The sequence below is a fragment of the uncultured Oscillibacter sp. genome, from assembly GCF_900544955.1.
Classification (GTDB): domain Bacteria; phylum Bacillota; class Clostridia; order Oscillospirales; family Oscillospiraceae; genus Oscillibacter.
Genome location: NZ_UQXD01000051.1, coordinates 1 through 15,505, shown reverse-complemented (window position 1 = coordinate 15,505; position 15,505 = coordinate 1). Strand labels below are relative to the sequence as shown.

Here is a 15,505-nt window from a genome sequence, read left to right as displayed (position 1 = left end):
TGCGGGGAGAGGAGGGGCAAGGGAGCGGCCTCCGTTTTCGCCGCTAGGCGGAAATGGAGGCAAGCGGACTTTGCGGCGGCGATAATGGGGGGCGCAGGACATACTATGGCTGTTATAGAGGAGGTGGACCCCCATGCATCGCCGTGTGCAATTGAATGCCGTCCAGACCCTGGCGCTGGGCTTTGCCTGCCTGATTTTGCTGGGCGGCGTGCTGCTGGCGCTGCCCATCGCCTCCCGGGACGGGCGGGCCCTGCCCTTTTTGGACGCGCTGTTTACCGCCGCCTCCGCCTCCTGCGTCACGGGGCTGGTGCTGTACGACACCTGGACCCAGTTCTCCCTCTTCGGGCAGGGGGTGATTCTGCTGCTGATCCAGGTGGGCGGCCTGGGGTTCATGACCGTCTCCATCCTCTTTTCCTTCCTCATGGGCCGCCGGATCGGCCTCCACCAGCGCTCCGTGCTGATGGACACCGTGGGCGCCCTTCAGGTGGGCGGCGTGGTCCGGCTGACCCGCCGGGCCCTGATGGTCACCGCCGCGTGCGAGGGCGTGGGGGCGGCGGTGCTGGCCCTTTGGCTCTGTCCCCGGTACGGCTTCGGCCGGGGGCTGTGGATGGGGCTGTTCCACGCTGTCTCCGCCTTCTGCAACGCGGGGTTCGACCTGCTGGGCACCGGCGCGTCGCTGACCTCGCTGGCAGGGGCGGTGGTGCCCAACGTAGTGCTGATGGCCCTGGTGATCTGCGGGGGACTGGGCTTTCTGGTGTGGGACGATCTCCTGACCCATGGGCTGCGGTTCCGCCGCTGGCGGCTGCACAGCAAGCTGGTGCTGGTGTCCACGTCGGTGCTGTTTGTCGGCGGCGCCCTGGCCTTTTACCTGCTGGAGGGGAACCACGCCTTTGCCGGCGTCCCCACCGGACAGCGGGTGCTGATGGCGGCCTTCCAGTCCGTGACGCCCCGGACCGCGGGCTTCAACACCGCGGACCTGGCGGCCCTCAGCCAGGGCGGCACCCTGCTGACGCTGCTGCTCATGTTCGTCGGCGCCGGGTCCGGCTCCACCGGCGGCGGCATCAAGGTGAATACCTTCGCGGTGCTGCTGCTCAGCGCCCTGTCCCATATCCGGCGCAATCCCGACGTGAATCTCTTCCGCCGCCGGCTGGACGGGGAGACTATCCGCAAGGCCCACTCCTCCGTGAGCCTGTATTTGCTGGCCTGCATGGCCGGGTGCATGGTGCTGTGCGTACAGGGCATCTCTCTGGACAAGGCGCTGTTTGAGGCGGTGTCCGCCATGGGCACCGTGGGGCTGACCCTGGGGGTGACGCCGACGCTGCCGGCGCTTTCCAAGGTTGCGGTGCTGCTGATGATGTTCGCCGGGCGGGTGGGCAGCATGTCCGTCGCCATGGCGGTGACCCGGGTCCGCCCGGTGCCCCGGGTGCGGAACGTCCCGGAAAAAATTCTCATTGGATAGGGAGGCGCTTGTCTGTGAAATCCTTTTTGGTGATTGGGCTGGGCCGCTTTGGGCGGCATTTGACGGAGCGGCTGATGGAGCTGGGCAACGAGGTGATGGTCATCGACCAGGACGAGGAGCGGGTGGCCCGGCTGGCCCCGGTGGCCACCGCCGCCTGCGTGGGGGACTGCCGGGACGAGCAGGTGCTGGCCTCCTTGGGGATCGGGAACTTTGACGTGTGCTTCGTCTGCGTCCGGGACGATTTCCAATGCTCGCTGGAGGCCACCGCCAGCTTGAAGGAGCTGGGAGCCAAGTACGTGGTGGCCCGGGCGGACCAGGAGAAGCAGATCAAGTTTTTGAAGAAGATCGGCGCGGACCACGTGGTTCACACGGAGATGGACATGGCCTTCCGGGTGGCCACCCGGTTCTCCGCCCGCAACGCCTTCGACTATTTTGAGCTGACGCCCAAGTACGCCGTCTTTGAGATGGAGACCCCCCGGGAGTGGGAGGGCCGCACCGTGGCGGAGATGGACGTCCGCCGCCGGTACAATGTGAACATCCTGGGGGTGAAGGAGGGGGACGAGATCGTGCCCCTTCTGGACCCGGCCTACCGCTTTTTGCCGGACACCCACCTCATCATCGCGGGGGACAAGGCGGCGGGCCTCCACCTGATGAACAAAATGTAACGCCCCGGATGCAGGGACGCGGGGACCCGGCACTGCCGGGCCCCCGCGCCTTTTTCTACTGGATGTGCTCCTCGCAGAAATTGTCCAGCACCCGGAAGCCCATCTCTCCCGGCTCCGCCACCGGGAAGGTGGCGATGCTCTCCGAGTCAAACAGGGGGCACAGCCGTTTCTCCGGTTCGATGCGCAGGGAGGGCTTGCGGGTGGGACGGTCGTTTTCGGCCTTCGGCATGGGATCACCTCCGGTGTCAGTTTGTGCCGAAAGACGGCGGGGCATCCGCGGCGGGTTTGCCAAATGCCGCCGGGTGTGCTAAACTGAACAGAAAACAGGCGAGGAGTGACGCCATGAAACGCTGCTTTATTTTTGCCGCCGGCACCTTTTACGGCCTGCGGGAGCGCCCGGTTCCCGGCGACCTGGTGATCGCCGCCGACGCGGGCTACCGGGTCTGCCGGGAGGCAGGCATCGTCCCGGATTTGCTGTTAGGGGATTTCGACTCCATGGAGCAGCCCGCGGATTTTCCAAACGTCCGCCGCTCTCCGGTGGAGAAGGACGACACGGACACGATGCTGGCGGTGAAAACCGCCCTGGAGCAGGGGTGCGATGCCCTCTATTTTTACGGCGGCACCGGCGGCAGGCGGTTGGACCACACCCTGGCCAACTTGCAGACGCTGCTCTACCTCCGCCGCCGAGGCGCCCGGGGCTATCTCTACGACAACGATTTCGTCTGGACCGCCATTGAAAACGAGACGCTGCGGCTGGAGCGGACGGTGGAGTGGGGGCTTTTTTCCGCCTTCTGCCTGGGGGACCGGGCGGAGGGCGTGGATGAGACGGGATTCCAGTACCCCCTCTCAGATGCCGTGCTGACCCCGGACTTCCCCCTGGGGGTCAGCAACCATATTGTGGCGCCGGAGGCCCGAATCACCGTCCGCCGGGGTGCCCTGGCGGTGGGCTGGGAGCTCCCGCCGCTATCCGGGAGATAGAATAACGCCTTGCACAACGGAAGGTTGCGCATGGGGGCGGGATATTGTATAATGAGCAAAAGGAAAGGTTGACCTTTCCGGAGAGAACGGACCGTGGGACCAGGGTTGGGCACGGCGGCGAAGGAGGGTATTTTTCATGGCGTCATTTACTGTGAACGGCCGGCCCGTCACCGTGGAGAACAACCAGAAGCTGCTGCGCTTTTTGCGGGATGAGCTGCGGCTCACCAGCGTCAAGGACGGATGCAGCGAGGGCGCCTGCGGCACCTGCACGGTCCTTATCGACGGCAAGCCCGCCCGGGCCTGCGTTTCCCAGACCGGAAAGCTGGAGGGAAAGGCTGTATTGACGGTGGAGGGGCTGACGGACTTTGAGAAGTCCGCCTATACATACGCCTTCGGCGCCGCCGGCGCCGTCCAGTGCGGCTTCTGCATCCCGGGGATGGTGCTGTGCGCCAAGGGCCTGCTGGACCAGAACCCCAGCCCCACCCGGGAGGAGGCGGCCTACGCCATCCGCAACAACATCTGCCGCTGCACCGGCTACGTGAAGATCATCGACGCGATTTTGCTGGCGGGGGAGGTGCTCCGGGCGGGGACGGTGCCGCCGTCTCCAAAGGAGTGGTCCTTGGGCGCCCGGGTGCCCAGGGTAGACGTGGAGGAGAAGGTCACCGGCACCGGCATCTATCCCGACGACGTGTATCTGGAGGGGATGCTCTACGGCAGTGCCGTCCGCAGCGCCCATCCCCGGGCCCGGGTGCTGGCCATCCACACGGAGGAGGCCCGGGCCCTGCCCGGCGTGGCGGGGGTCTTCACCGCCGAAGACATCCCGGGGCAGAACAAGGTGGGCCACCTGAAAAAGGACTGGGACACCCTGATCGCCGTGGGGGACATCACCCACTATCTGGGGGACGCCATTTGCCTGGTGGCCGCCGAGACGCCGGAGATTTTGGAGCAGGCCAAGGCGTTGGTCCGGGTGGACTACGAGGTGCTGCCCATGGTCCGCAGCCCCCGGGAGGCCATGCTGCCCGACGCGCCCCTGGTCCACCGCTCCGGCAACCTGCTGGCCCACAAGCACATCCAGCGGGGCAACCCGGCGGAGGCCATCGCCAAGAGCAAGCACGTCCTCACCCGGCGCTTTTCCACCCCCTGGACGGAGCACGCCTTTTTGGAGCCGGAGTGCGCCGTGGCCTATCCCGACGGGGACGGGGTGATGATCCTCTCCACCGACCAGGGGGCCTACGATACCCAGCACGAGACCATGGGGATGCTGGGCCTGCCCGCCGAGCGGGTGAAGGTCCGCAACTGCCTGGTGGGCGGCGGCTTCGGCGGCAAGGAGGACGTGACCGTTCAGCACCACGCCGCCCTGATCGCCTACCTCACCCACCGCCCGGTGAAGGTGAAGCTCACCCGGGCGGAGAGCATCCTCATCCACCCCAAGCGCCACCCCATGGAGATGGAGTTCTCCCTGGGCTGCGACGAAAACGGCATCATCCAGGGCGTGGCCGCCGAGGTCATCGCGGACACCGGGGCCTACGCCTCCCTGGGGGGGCCGGTGTTGGAGCGGGCCTGCACCCACGCCGCCGGGCCCTACAACTATCAGAACTTTGAAATCGACGGCTGGGCCTATTACACCAACAATCCCCCCGCCGGGGCCTTCCGGGGCTTTGGCGTCACCCAGACCTGTTTTTGCATTGAGACGCTGCTCAACCAGATGGCGGACATCGTGGGCATCTCCCCCTGGGAGATCCGCTGGCGCAATGCCATCCGCCCGGGGCAGGAGCTGCCCAACGGCCAGATTGTGGACGACTCCACCGGCCTGGCGGAGACGCTGGAGGCGGTGAAGCCCTATTGTGACGGGGCCCGGTACGTGGGCCTGGCCTGCGCCATGAAAAACGCCGGCGTGGGCGTGGGCATTCCGGACACCGGCCGAGTCCGGCTGGTGGCGCAGGGGGGCAGACTCCACATTTTCGCCGGGGCCTCCTGCATCGGCCAGGGGCTGGGCACCGTCCTCACCCAGATGGTCTGCGACCAGACGGGCCTCTCCCCGGAGCAGGTGGTCTACGAGCGGTCCAACACCTATTTTGCCCCGGATTCCGGCACCACCTCCGGCTCCCGCCAGACGCTGTTCACCGGCGAGGCCTGCCGCCGGGCCTGCCGGGAACTGGCGGAGGCATTGAAGGAAAAATCCTTGACAGAGCTGGAGGGACGGGAGTTTTACGGAGAGTATCTGGGAAAGACGGACCCGCTGGGGGCCGACGTGCCCAACCCTGTCAGCCATATTGCCTACGGCTACGCCACCCAGGTCTGCATTCTGGACGAGGAGGGGCGGATTCAGGAGATTGTGGCCGCCCACGACGTGGGCAGAGCGGTGAACCCCCTGTCCGTGGAGGGGCAGATCGAGGGGGGCGTGGTGATGTCCATGGGCTTTGCCCTGACGGAGCGCTATCCTCTGGAGGATTGTAAACCCACCGCCAAGTTCGGCACCCTGGGCCTGTTCCGGGCCAACCAGATCCCCAAGATCACCCCCATCATCGTGGAAAAGCCGGGCCTCAACGTGGCCTGCGGCGCCATCGGTATCGGGGAGATCACCTCCATCCCCACCGCTCCCGCCATTGCGGACGCCTATTACCGCTACGACGGCAGGCTCCGCACCAGCCTGCCCCTGGAGGGCACGCCGTATACGAGGAAGTGACTGCTGCTGCGCGGGAAAGGAGTCGTCCATGGTTGAGGAGCGGCTTTTCAAATGGGGAAGGATCGCCGCCTGCATCACACCGGCGGCCTGGGGAATTTTCCTGCTTGTCTCCCTGTCCGATAACCCGGATCAGTGGATGTTGGCCGGCGCGCTGATGCTGCTCTTGCTGCATGTGGGCACCGTGGCCGCCCCGGTTTGGCTGCTCTGTGCCTGGCGCCGGCGCTTCATGTTTTCCAGATTTCCTTGGGTCCTGGCGGTTCTGAATGCCGCCGCCCTGGCCGCCGGACTACTCTTTGAGGTCCCGTTCTGGTCCGCGCGGCTCGGTTCCGCCCTTCCCGGTTTTTGACGGAAAGGAGCGGGGCCGCCTCCGGCCCCGCCCTACTCCCGCTCCCGGAGGGTCACACGCACCGCGTCCCCCGGCTGTTTCCCGATCTTGGCGCGGATATCTTTCCGGATGCCCAGAATATGGCCCGGCGTGCCCATCCGCACCAGGCTTCCGTCGTAGGGCACGCCGTCGAAGGTGGCGCGGACCTTCACCCGGCCCTTGCCGAACACCGCCCGCACATCGAAGGGGATCTCCACATAGGCCCCGTCGATTTGGGGCACCTTCCGGATGACGGCGGAGAACGCATGGATGCCGGGGCTCACCGGCCCGCCTCCGCCTGGAGGGCCTCCAGGGCCCGGGGGCTGTCCACATCCGCCAGCTCCTGCGGATCCACCTCCAGCAGCACCAGGTCCGCCTCGTGGCGGCGGATGACGGTGTTTCCGCCGTGGTCCTCCTCCAGCGCCAGCAGCTCCGGGAACAGGCGGGCGGGGAAGAGGCAGGGGTTGCCTCGGACGCCCCCGTGGGCCAGGGCGGCGATCTTCTCCGGCTGCCGCCGCCAGAGGGCCGCCAGGGCCGCCACGCTCTCCCGCCGCAGCAGGGGCTGGTCCGACACCAGAAACGCCGCCCCGTCGCAGTCCCGCAATCCCGTCAACCCCAGGGCGATGGTGTGGCTGATGCCGTACTCCGGGTGGGGGTTGTGGACAGCTGCAAAGTGAAACTCCTTTGCAAGCTGTATGATCTCCGGGTATTGGGTCACCACCACCACGGCGTCGAAGGCCTCCGGCGGCACGGCCTCCAGCGCCCGGCGGATCAGGCTCCGCCCCTGGAGGGAGGCCGCCAGCTTGTTCTCCCCATACCGCCGGGCGTTGCCGGCGGCCATCACCACACAGCCGGTTTTCAACGGTTTGTTCAAAGCGATCACCTCATTTTCCCCTAGTATATCCGCTTTCGCCCCTGCCAGTCAACCGGGGCGGGACTTCATTTCATTAAGGAGGGCTGCCCAATGAGCAAAAGCGTCGGCAAAAGCGTGGTCCGGGTGGATGCCTATGAAAAGGCCACCGGCCGGGCCAAGTACATGGACGATCTGTGCGACCGCAGCGCCCTGGTGGCGAAAATCTGCCACGCCACCGTGGCCCACGGCTTCGTGAAGGCCATCGACACCGCGGCGGCGGAGGCTGTGCCCGGCGTGGTCCGGGTGCTGACCTGCTTCGACGCCCCGGACCGCCCCTTCCCCACGGCGGGCCACCCCTGGTCCACAGACCCCGCCCACCAGGACGTGGCGGACCGGCTGTTGCTGAACCGCCATGTCCGCTACTACGGCGACGAGGTGGCGGTGGTGATCGCGGAGGACGAGGTGGCGGCCATGCAGGGCGTCCGGGCGCTGGAGGTCACGTATGAGGCGCTGCCCTTCGTGCTGGACGTCCAGGAGGCCATGCAGCCGGGGGCGCCGCAAATCCAGGAGGCGTATCCGGGCAACATCCTGAACCACACGGACATCCGCCGGGGCGATTACGAATCCGCCCGGCAGGAGCCGGGCCTCATCCAGGTGGAGGGCTGGTACGACACCCCCACCGTCCAGCACTGCCATATTGAAAACCACGGCTGCTTTGCCTATCAGGAGGCAGGGCGAATGGTGGTGGTCTCCTCCACCCAGATTCCCCACATCGTCCGCCGGGTGGTGGGCCAGGCCCTGGGCCTGCCCTGGGGCAAGGTCCGGCTAATCAAGCCCTACATCGGCGGGGGCTTCGGCAACAAGCAGGACGCCCTGTACGAGCCGCTGTGCGCCTGGTGCTCCCAGATGGTGGGGGGGCGGCTGGTGAAGCTGGAGTGCACCCGGGAGGAGACCTTCGTCTCCAACCGGGTCCGCCACGCCATCCGCACCCATATCATCTCCTACGTCCGGCCCGACGGCACGCTGGTGGCCCGGAAGTTTGAGGCCTTCTCCAACCAGGGGGCCTACGCCTCCCACGGCCACGGCGTGGTGGCCAAGGGCATGGGGGCCTTCCCCCAGCTCTACCCCTGCGACAACCTGGAGTGCGACTGCTGGAGCGTCTTCACCAATCGCCCCGCCGCCGGGGCCATGCGGGGCTACGGCATCCCCCAGGCCATGTTTGCCGGGGAGAGCCACATTGACGACATCTGCCGGGCCATCGGCATGGAGCCTCTTGAATTCCGGCGGAAGAACCTGATGCCCGTGGGGTATGTGGACGGCTTCTCCAAAAACGAGCTGTACAGCGACACCTTCCACCAGTGCATGGAAAAGGGCATGGCCGCCATCGGCTACCGGGAGAAGCTGGCCGCCTACCGGAACCAGACCGGCCCCGTCCGCCGGGGCATCGGCCTGGCGGTGTTCTGGTACAACACCGCCGTCTGGCCCATCTCGCTGGAGTCCTCCTCCTGCCGCATGGTGCTCAACCAGGACGGCTCCCTCCAGTTCCAGACCGGGGAGACGGAGATCGGCCAGGGCTGCGACACGGCCTATTCCCAGATGGTGGCGGACGCCGTGGGCGTCCCGCTGGCCGATGTCCACGTGGTCTCCACCCAGGACACCGACGTGACCCCCTTCGGCACCGGGGCCTACGCCTCCCGTCAAACCTACATCGGCGGCTTCTCCATCATGCAGACCGCCCAGGCCCTCCGGGAGCGGATTTTGGAGATCGCCCACCAGCAGACCCGGATGCCCGTGTCCAACCTGGACCTGGTGGACGGACAGATCGTCCGCAAGTCCGACGGCCGGGTGCTGAAATCCCTGGGGGACCTGGCCACGGAGAGCCTGTACTCCCTGGAGAGCAGCCAGCACATCACTGCCGAGACCACCGCCCAGATCAAGTCCAACGCCTACTCCTTCGGCTGCTCCTTCGCGGAGGTGGAGGTGGACATCCCAATGTGTAAAGTGAAACTCCTGAACATCGTCAATGTTCACGACTGCGGCACTCTCATCAACCCCGCCTTGGCGGAGGCCCAGGTCCACGGCGGCATGTCCATGGCCATCGGCTACGGCCTGTCCGAGGAGCTGAAATTCGACGAGAAGACCGGCAGGCCGCTGAACAACAACCTGCTGGACTACAAGCTCTCCACCTGCCTGGACCACCCCACCCTTCAGACCGCTTTCGTGGAGAACCCGGAGCCCACGTCGCCCTACGGCACCAAGGCGCTGGGAGAGCCGCCGGCCTGCTCCGGCGCGCCCGCCATCCGCAACGCCATTCTCCAGGCCACCGGCGTTTCCATCGACTGCTGTCCCATCACGCCCCACGTCCTCTACCGGAAGTTCAAAGAGGCGGGGCTCATCACCGACTGAGGAGGGAACCCCACATGTATGATATGAAAGCCCTGTACCAGGCAGGCAGCGTGGAGGACGCCGTGGCCCTCCGCCTGGCCCATCCCCAGGCCCAGATCATCGCCGGCGGGTCCGACGTGCTGGTGCAGATGCGGGAGGGGAAGCGGGCCGGCGCGGAGCTGATCTCCATTTACGGCCTGGACGCGCTGCGAGGGGTCACCCTGGAGGCGGACGGGACGCTCCGCATCGGCAGCCTCACCAGCTTCTCCCACATCACCCGGGATGCGCTGATCCAGCGGTATCTGAACGTCCTGGGGGAGGCGGTGGACCAGGTGGGCGGCCCCCAGATCCGCAACATCGGCACCATCGGCGGCAACACCTGCAACGGCGTCACCTCCGCCGACTCCGCCTCCACGCTGTTCGCCTACAACGCCGTTGTGGAGCTGACGGGGCCGGAGGGGAAGCGGCTGGTGCCCATCCGGGAGTTCTATCTCCGGGCGGGACAGGTGGACCTGCGGGCCGGTGAGATTCAGACCGCTATCCTGATCCAGAAAGACGACTATACTGACACATTTGGCTACTATATCAAGTATGCCATGCGCAATGCCATGGACATCGCCACCCTGGGGACCTCCGTTAACGTCCGCCTCTCCGCCGACAAGCGGACGGTGGAGCGGGCGCGGGTGGCCTTCGGCGTGGCGGGCCCCGTCCCCCTGCGGGCGGAGACGGCGGAGGCGGCGGCAAAGGGCCGCCCCCTCACCCAGGAGCTGGCGGAGACCTTCGCCCAGGCGGTACGGGAGGACATTCACCCCCGGGACTCCTGGCGGGCCGCCAAGGACTTTCGGATGCACATCGCCGTGGAGAGCGCCAAGCGCGCCTTCCTGGAGGCGGCGAGACGGGCGGGAGGGACGCTGTGATGGAAAAGCATGTGATACAGTATCAGACGGTCCGGTTCAACCTGAACGGCAAGGACGTGGAGCGGACGGTGGACGTCCGGGCCAGCCTCACGGACATGCTGCGCAACGACTTCCGGATGACCTCCGTGAAAAAGGGCTGCGAGGTGGGGGAGTGCGGCGCCTGCAACGTCCTCATCGACGGGGAGGCCTTCAACTCCTGCATCTATCTGGCGGTGTGGGCGGAGGGCCGGCACATCCGCACCCTGGAGGGTCTTCTGGGCCCCAACGGGGAGCTGTCCGACATTCAGCAGGCCTTTGTGGACGAGGCCGCCATCCAGTGCGGCTTCTGCACGCCGGGCTTCATCCTCACAGCAGTGGAGATTTTGGAGAGCGGGGAGGAGTTCAGCGACGAGGAGCTGCGCCGCCGCCTCTCCGGCCACCTGTGCCGCTGTACCGGGTATGAGAACATCCTCCGGGCGGTGAAGAAGACCATGTACCGGCGCCTGGGCAAGCCTATGCCCCGGTAGACGGCAGCGAGGAGAACAACGGCCGCCCCGATGGGGCGGCCGTTTTGTGGGACGGAAGCCGCGCCGGGCGGTGGGAAACCGGCCGCCGGGCGCACGCCCGGCGGCCGTTCCGCTCCGCCCCCGGGGCGGCCCGCCCGCTGCTTTCATTTGACGGTGGGGAGGGGGTGTGATATAATCAACACATAAAAAGCAAAGGGGGCATTCCCATGAAAACCATCATCACCATTGGACGCCAGTTTGGAAGCGGCGGCAAAGAAGTGGGTATTCGCGTGGCCAAAGAGCTGGGCATCCCGTTTTACGATAAGGAATTGTTACAGGAGGCCGCCAAGAAGAGCGGCCTGTGTGAGAAGATCTTCGAGAACTTCGACGAGCGGCCCAAGAGCCTGCTGTACTCCATCGCCATGGACTCTTACATGTTCGCCCTGCCCGGCACCGGCGCCGGGGACTCTTTGGAACAGCAGGTGTACCTGGCCACCTTCGACACCATCCGCAACCTGGCGGAGCAGGGGCCCTGCGTCATGATCGGCCGTTGCGCGGACTATGCCCTGGCGGACAATCCCAACCACCTGAGCCTGTTCATCCACGCCCCCATGGACGTGCGCATCGCCCGGGTGGCCAAGCGGCAGAACCTGACGCCGGAGAAGGCCCGCCAGCTCATCGTCCGCACCGACAAGCGCCGGGCGTCCTATTACGAGTACTACTCCTCCCAGAAGTGGGGCGCGGTGGAGAGCTACGACTTCTGCCTGGATTCCAGCTATCTGGGCCTGGGCGGCACCGTGGAGCTGATTCGGGCCATGGTGGAGCACAAGGAGCACCCCGTGCCCAGCCCCACGGAGCAGGACCCCACCCAGGGATAAGCCGCCAAAAAGGACCGCCCGGAGGCGGTCCTTTTTTTGATGGCTGTCCATGGCCTCCGGCCCCGGGGCCATGCCGCAAAGCGGCGCGCGCCGCCGACTGTTTGACTCAGGGAAGGGGAAAGTCCTGCTCCAGCCGCGCCTGGGCATAGGCCTCCACGTCGGCGGTGCAGCGCCGGTAGGCCGCCAGCAGCGCCGACGCCTCCGCCGTCAGAACGGCGCCGCCGCCGTGGGCGCCGCCGATGGTGGACGCCAGCAGCTTGCAGCCCAGGGCCTCCTCGGCGGTGCGGACGATGCGCCAGGCCTTGGAGTAGGCCATCTCCATGGAGGCCGCGGCCGCCCGGAGGGAGCGGTGGGCCTCCACCCGGGCGAGGAGGGCGGCCACGCCGGGGCCGAAGCACCGCTGGTCCCCGTCGTAGAGCCGCACCGTCACCTTCCAGTGGAAATCTCGTCCCATGTCACTCCTCCTGTATCAGCTGGCCGTCCACCCGCCGCCAGGCCTCCCGCCGGAGGGTGCCGTCGGGCAGGTAGGTCTCGCTCACCGTGTAGGTCAGCTCCAGGCGGCCGCCGCCGTCATATTCGTAGTACTCCGTGGTGTATCCGGCGGTTTCGGTGAGGCTGCAGATGATCTGCCGGTTTTCCTCGTCCACCACTGCGTTTGGCAGGCAGAAGCCGTACCGGAAGGCCCCGGAGTCGCTGTCCCACAGCCAGTAGTAGGAGGGGAGGTTGCCCCCCGCCGGAATCCAGGCCGCCAGGGAGAGGTCGGCGATGCCGTCGAAGTTCATGTCCGCCAGGCCCAGGCCGCCCTCCGGGTCCCGGCAGTCCGTGTACCCCGCCCCCAGGGCGCCGCTGACGCCGTCGGTGTCGATGGCCTCTTGGACGGAGAGGGTCTGGAGCAGGCGCGCTCCCTCGTACACCCGGATTTCCCGGACACCCCACTGGTCCATGTCCGTCCGCTTTTTGCCCACGATCTCCAGGGTCAGGCTCCGTCCGCCGTCCACCTGGGTGGTCAGCGTCCGCAGCACGTGGTCCTCTGTCTCCGGCGCCGCCGGCGGGGGCGCGGGGATCTGCTCCGGCGCCGGCTCCTCCCGGGGCGGCGTCGGCTGCGCCGGCTGCTGCCGGGCGCACCCGGCGCACAGCAGCGCCAGGGCCAGGACGGCGCCCATCCAAGGTCTCATATGGCGTGTTCCTCCCGTTTTTCTCCATCTTAACATATCCCGCCGGATTTGCAAACGGGGAAAAGTGTGCTACAATACCTCTCGAGGGAAAAAAACGCCGCCTGCGGCGGCGGACAGGAGGAACAACTATGGAAAAAATCAGATTGGGCCGCACGGAGCTGCTGGTTTCCCGGACATCCTTCGGCGCCCTGCCCATCCAGCGCATCTCCCAGGCCGACGCGGAAAAGCTGGTACGCCGGGCCTACGATGCCGGTGTGAACTACTTCGACACCGCCAATGCCTACACCGACAGCGAGAAGAAGCTGGGTGCCGCCCTCCGGGGCGTGCGGCAAAATGTGGTGATCTCCACCAAGAGCGGCGGCAAGGACAAACAAACGGTTCTGGGCCATATTGAGCAGAGCCTGCGCAGCCTGGAGACGGACTACATCGACCTCTTCCAGTTTCACAACCCCGCCCAGCTGCCGGACCCGGAGGACCCGGACGGTCCCTTTGCCGCGGCGCTGGAGATGCAGAAAAAGGGCTACATCCGCCATATTGGCATCACCAACCACCGGCTGAAGGTGGCCCATGCCGCCATCGACTCCGGCCTCTATGAGACGCTGCAATTCCCCTTTTGCTACCTGGCCTCGGACAAGGACTTGGAGCTGGTGGAGCGGTGCCGGGAGGCGGACATGGGCTTCATCGCCATGAAGGGCCTCTCCGGCGGCCTGCTGAACAACGCCGAGGCGTGCTACGCCTTCATGCGCCAGTATCCCACGGTGGTGCCCATCTGGGGCGTGCAGCACGAGTGGGAGCTGGACCAGTGGCTGGAGCTGGACGCCCGGGACCCGGGCATGACGCCGGAGATCCAGGCGGTAATCCAGCGGGACCGGGCGGAGCTGGCGGGGGACTTCTGCCGCAGCTGCGGGTACTGCCTGCCCTGCACCGCCGGCATCGACATTCCCCAGGCGGCCCGGATGAGCGCCCTGCTCCGCCGCTCCCCCTACCGGCCCTACATGAGCGACGAGTGGTACGCCAAAATGCACAAGATCGAAGCGTGCGTCCACTGCGACGCCTGCAAGAGCCGCTGCCCCTACGAGCTGGACACCCCGGCCCTGCTGGAGAAGATGCTGAAGGACTACGACGCGTTCTACGCCCAGCACCACAACGACTGAGAGGGAGAGACCATGCTGTTTCAAAATGAGGATGCCAGCCTAGAGCTGCACATCGTGAACTACGAACTGCCCGCCGACGGCGGCGACCCCGCCAGCGACGACCGGAACTGGCTGGTGCTGCGGGCCACCTGGCGGGATGAGAACGGGGGTCTGACCAAGGACTCCAACAGCTGCCTTCTGACCTACGAGCTCAAGGAGATGACCGCCGGGCTGAAGGTGCTGCACGCGGGCATCCGGGACCGCTACGAGAGCAGCTTTGCCGAGCCCTACTTCCTTTTGTCCGCGGACGCGGAGGGGGAGGATTACCGGGTGTACGTCTCCTTCTTCCTGCCCAACACCATGGACGGAAACGACACCGCCGAGCTCACCTGCACCCTGGACAAACCGGAGATGACCGCCCTCATCGAGGAATTGGACCGGCTGTGTGCCAAGTTCCCGGACCGGACGTAAGGGGCGCGCCATGAATTACCGCAAGAGCTTTTACCTGCTGTGGATTCTGTGCGCGGTGGGCCTGGGGCTGATGTACCTGTATGTGGCCGTCGGCCACATGGCGTTGGCCTACGCGGGGGTTTTGTGCATGCTGGGCGGCTTTGCCCAGACGCTGAAATTCTTCCGCTGCCCCCACTGCGGCAAGCTGTGGCGCCTCCGGGGCGGGATTCCCAAGACCTGCCCCGAGTGCGGCGAGACCGTCGAATAAGCGCCTTTCCGCACGCCTCCCGGGCCGGACGCATAGTCTGGTCCGGGAGGCGATTTTTATGAAACACCGCTGCGCCCTGACGGCGCTTGTTCTGCTGCTGACCCTGGCGGCGCCGGCCCGGGCACTGGGCCCGGCGCCCGCCGCGCCCGTCTACGAGGGGGCGGATATCAGCGTTTACCAGGGCCATGTGGATTTCCAGCGCCTGGCGGAGGGCGGTGTGGAGATCGTCTATATCCGGGCGGGCTTCGGGGAGACGGAGGACGCCCGGTTTCGGGAAAACGCCGCCGGGGCGGCGGAGGCGGGGCTGCGCCGGGGCTTCTATTACTACGTCACCGCCCGCACGGCGGAGGCGGCCCGGGCCCAGGCCCGGCACTTTGCGGGGCTGCTGGCGCAGCAGCGCTACGACTGCCGCCCCGCCATGGATTTCGAGGCCTTCGACGGGCTCTCCGCCCGGCAGGTGCGGGCGGTGGGCCTGGCCTTTCTGGAGGTCCTGGAGGCGGAGACGGGCCAGGTGCCCCTGCTGTACGCCGATGCCTGGGCCGCCTCCGCCCTGTGGAGCACGGAGGCGTTTGCCCGGTATCCCCTGTGGGCGGCTGCCTACGGGGCGGCGGAGCCGGAGGTGGAAAACAGCGTCTGGCCCGGCTGGGCGGGGTTTCAGTATACGGACCAGGGGGTGCTGCCCGGCATTTCCGGGGCGGTGGACCGGGACCGGTTCACCGCCGCCGTGACGCTGGCGGAGGCCCCGGCGGAGCGGACCTACACCGTTCAGCCCGGGGACACCCTGTGGGGGATCGCGGAGCGGTACGGCA

General features: G+C 66.8%; 18 protein-coding genes. 13 read left to right on the top strand and 5 right to left on the bottom strand.

The features are described from left to right. The first annotated feature begins 133 nt into the window (after positions 1-133). Both QZS21_RS10385 and QZS21_RS10380 read left to right on the top strand, forming a co-directional pair. Positions 134-1,459 carry a TrkH family potassium uptake protein gene (locus QZS21_RS10385; protein WP_295583091.1) on the top strand — a complete coding sequence of 442 codons (1,326 nt, stop codon included), beginning with the start codon at positions 134-136 and terminating at the stop codon, positions 1,457-1,459. Positions 1,460-1,473: 14 nt separating this feature from the next. After that, positions 1,474-2,124, top strand: a complete 651-nt coding sequence (locus QZS21_RS10380; protein ID WP_295583089.1) for a TrkA family potassium uptake protein — start codon at positions 1,474-1,476, stop codon at positions 2,122-2,124. A gap of 55 nt (positions 2,125-2,179) precedes the next feature. Here QZS21_RS10380 and QZS21_RS10375 read toward each other — a convergent pair whose 3' ends face one another. Further along, a complete protein-coding gene (locus tag QZS21_RS10375) occupies positions 2,180-2,353 on the bottom strand; it encodes a hypothetical protein (protein WP_295583087.1) in 174 nt (57 codons plus the stop codon). Between the two features lie 113 nt (positions 2,354-2,466). Between QZS21_RS10375 and QZS21_RS10370 the strand changes: the two genes are divergently transcribed. The 3 genes from QZS21_RS10370 to QZS21_RS10360 all read left to right on the top strand — a co-directional run bounded on the left by QZS21_RS10370 (position 2,467) and on the right by QZS21_RS10360 (position 6,134). Continuing rightward, positions 2,467-3,102 (top strand): thiamine diphosphokinase, encoded by a 636-nt coding sequence (locus tag QZS21_RS10370; RefSeq protein ID WP_295583084.1) that lies wholly within the window; start codon positions 2,467-2,469, stop codon positions 3,100-3,102. Between the two features lie 136 nt (positions 3,103-3,238). Continuing rightward, a complete protein-coding gene (gene xdh, locus QZS21_RS10365; protein ID WP_295583082.1) occupies positions 3,239-5,788 on the top strand; it encodes a selenium-dependent xanthine dehydrogenase in 2,550 nt (849 codons plus the stop codon). A gap of 28 nt (positions 5,789-5,816) precedes the next feature. Beyond that, the gene (locus tag QZS21_RS10360; protein WP_295583080.1) at positions 5,817-6,134 is read left to right on the top strand and encodes a hypothetical protein; all 318 of its coding nucleotides are present in this window, start codon (positions 5,817-5,819) and stop codon (positions 6,132-6,134) included. Between the two features lie 32 nt (positions 6,135-6,166). Here QZS21_RS10360 and QZS21_RS10355 read toward each other — a convergent pair whose 3' ends face one another. Continuing rightward, on the bottom strand, positions 6,167-6,436 hold the full coding sequence (locus QZS21_RS10355) for a DUF1905 domain-containing protein (protein WP_295583078.1): 270 nt from the start codon (positions 6,434-6,436) through the stop codon (positions 6,167-6,169). Then, the gene (locus tag QZS21_RS10350; RefSeq protein WP_295583076.1) at positions 6,433-7,026 is read right to left on the bottom strand and encodes a nucleotidyltransferase family protein; all 594 of its coding nucleotides are present in this window, start codon (positions 7,024-7,026) and stop codon (positions 6,433-6,435) included. The genes QZS21_RS10355 and QZS21_RS10350 overlap by 4 nt, the downstream gene beginning before the upstream one ends. 90 nt (positions 7,027-7,116) lie before the next feature. Here QZS21_RS10350 and xdhA point away from each other — a divergent pair, with 90 nt between their 5' ends. The 4 genes from xdhA to QZS21_RS10330 all read left to right on the top strand — a co-directional run bounded on the left by xdhA (position 7,117) and on the right by QZS21_RS10330 (position 11,670). Beyond that, positions 7,117-9,411, top strand: coding sequence for a xanthine dehydrogenase subunit XdhA (xdhA, locus tag QZS21_RS10345; protein ID WP_295583074.1), 2,295 nt, complete (start codon positions 7,117-7,119; stop codon positions 9,409-9,411). A 14-nt stretch (positions 9,412-9,425) separates the two neighbouring features. Then, positions 9,426-10,307, top strand: a complete 882-nt coding sequence (xdhB, locus tag QZS21_RS10340) for a xanthine dehydrogenase subunit XdhB (RefSeq protein ID WP_295583072.1) — start codon at positions 9,426-9,428, stop codon at positions 10,305-10,307. Then, a complete protein-coding gene (gene xdhC / locus QZS21_RS10335) occupies positions 10,307-10,813 on the top strand; it encodes a xanthine dehydrogenase subunit XdhC (RefSeq protein WP_295583093.1) in 507 nt (168 codons plus the stop codon). The genes xdhB and xdhC overlap by 1 nt, the downstream gene beginning before the upstream one ends. 206 nt (positions 10,814-11,019) lie before the next feature. Then, positions 11,020-11,670 (top strand): AAA family ATPase, encoded by a 651-nt coding sequence (locus tag QZS21_RS10330; protein ID WP_295583070.1) that lies wholly within the window; start codon positions 11,020-11,022, stop codon positions 11,668-11,670. 106 nt (positions 11,671-11,776) lie between these two features. Here QZS21_RS10330 and QZS21_RS10325 read toward each other — a convergent pair whose 3' ends face one another. Then, the gene (locus QZS21_RS10325) at positions 11,777-12,124 is read right to left on the bottom strand and encodes a winged helix-turn-helix domain-containing protein (RefSeq protein WP_295583068.1); all 348 of its coding nucleotides are present in this window, start codon (positions 12,122-12,124) and stop codon (positions 11,777-11,779) included. 1 nt (position 12,125) lies between these two features. Beyond that, positions 12,126-12,845: an XAC2610-related protein gene (locus QZS21_RS10320; protein ID WP_295583066.1), complete on the bottom strand. Its 720-nt coding sequence runs from the start codon at positions 12,843-12,845 to the stop codon at positions 12,126-12,128. A gap of 128 nt (positions 12,846-12,973) precedes the next feature. Here QZS21_RS10320 and QZS21_RS10315 point away from each other — a divergent pair, with 128 nt between their 5' ends. The 4 genes from QZS21_RS10315 to QZS21_RS10300 all read left to right on the top strand — a co-directional run. Next, on the top strand, positions 12,974-13,999 hold the full coding sequence (locus tag QZS21_RS10315; RefSeq protein ID WP_295583064.1) for an aldo/keto reductase: 1,026 nt from the start codon (positions 12,974-12,976) through the stop codon (positions 13,997-13,999). A 12-nt stretch (positions 14,000-14,011) separates the two neighbouring features. Beyond that, a complete protein-coding gene (locus QZS21_RS10310) occupies positions 14,012-14,449 on the top strand; it encodes a hypothetical protein (RefSeq protein WP_295583062.1) in 438 nt (145 codons plus the stop codon). Positions 14,450-14,459: 10 nt separating this feature from the next. Beyond that, positions 14,460-14,696 carry a hypothetical protein gene (locus QZS21_RS10305; RefSeq protein ID WP_295583060.1) on the top strand — a complete coding sequence of 79 codons (237 nt, stop codon included), beginning with the start codon at positions 14,460-14,462 and terminating at the stop codon, positions 14,694-14,696. A gap of 58 nt (positions 14,697-14,754) precedes the next feature. Continuing rightward, positions 14,755-15,505, top strand: a 751-nt coding sequence (locus QZS21_RS10300) for a GH25 family lysozyme (protein ID WP_295583058.1), incomplete at its 3' end; no start/stop codon positions are given.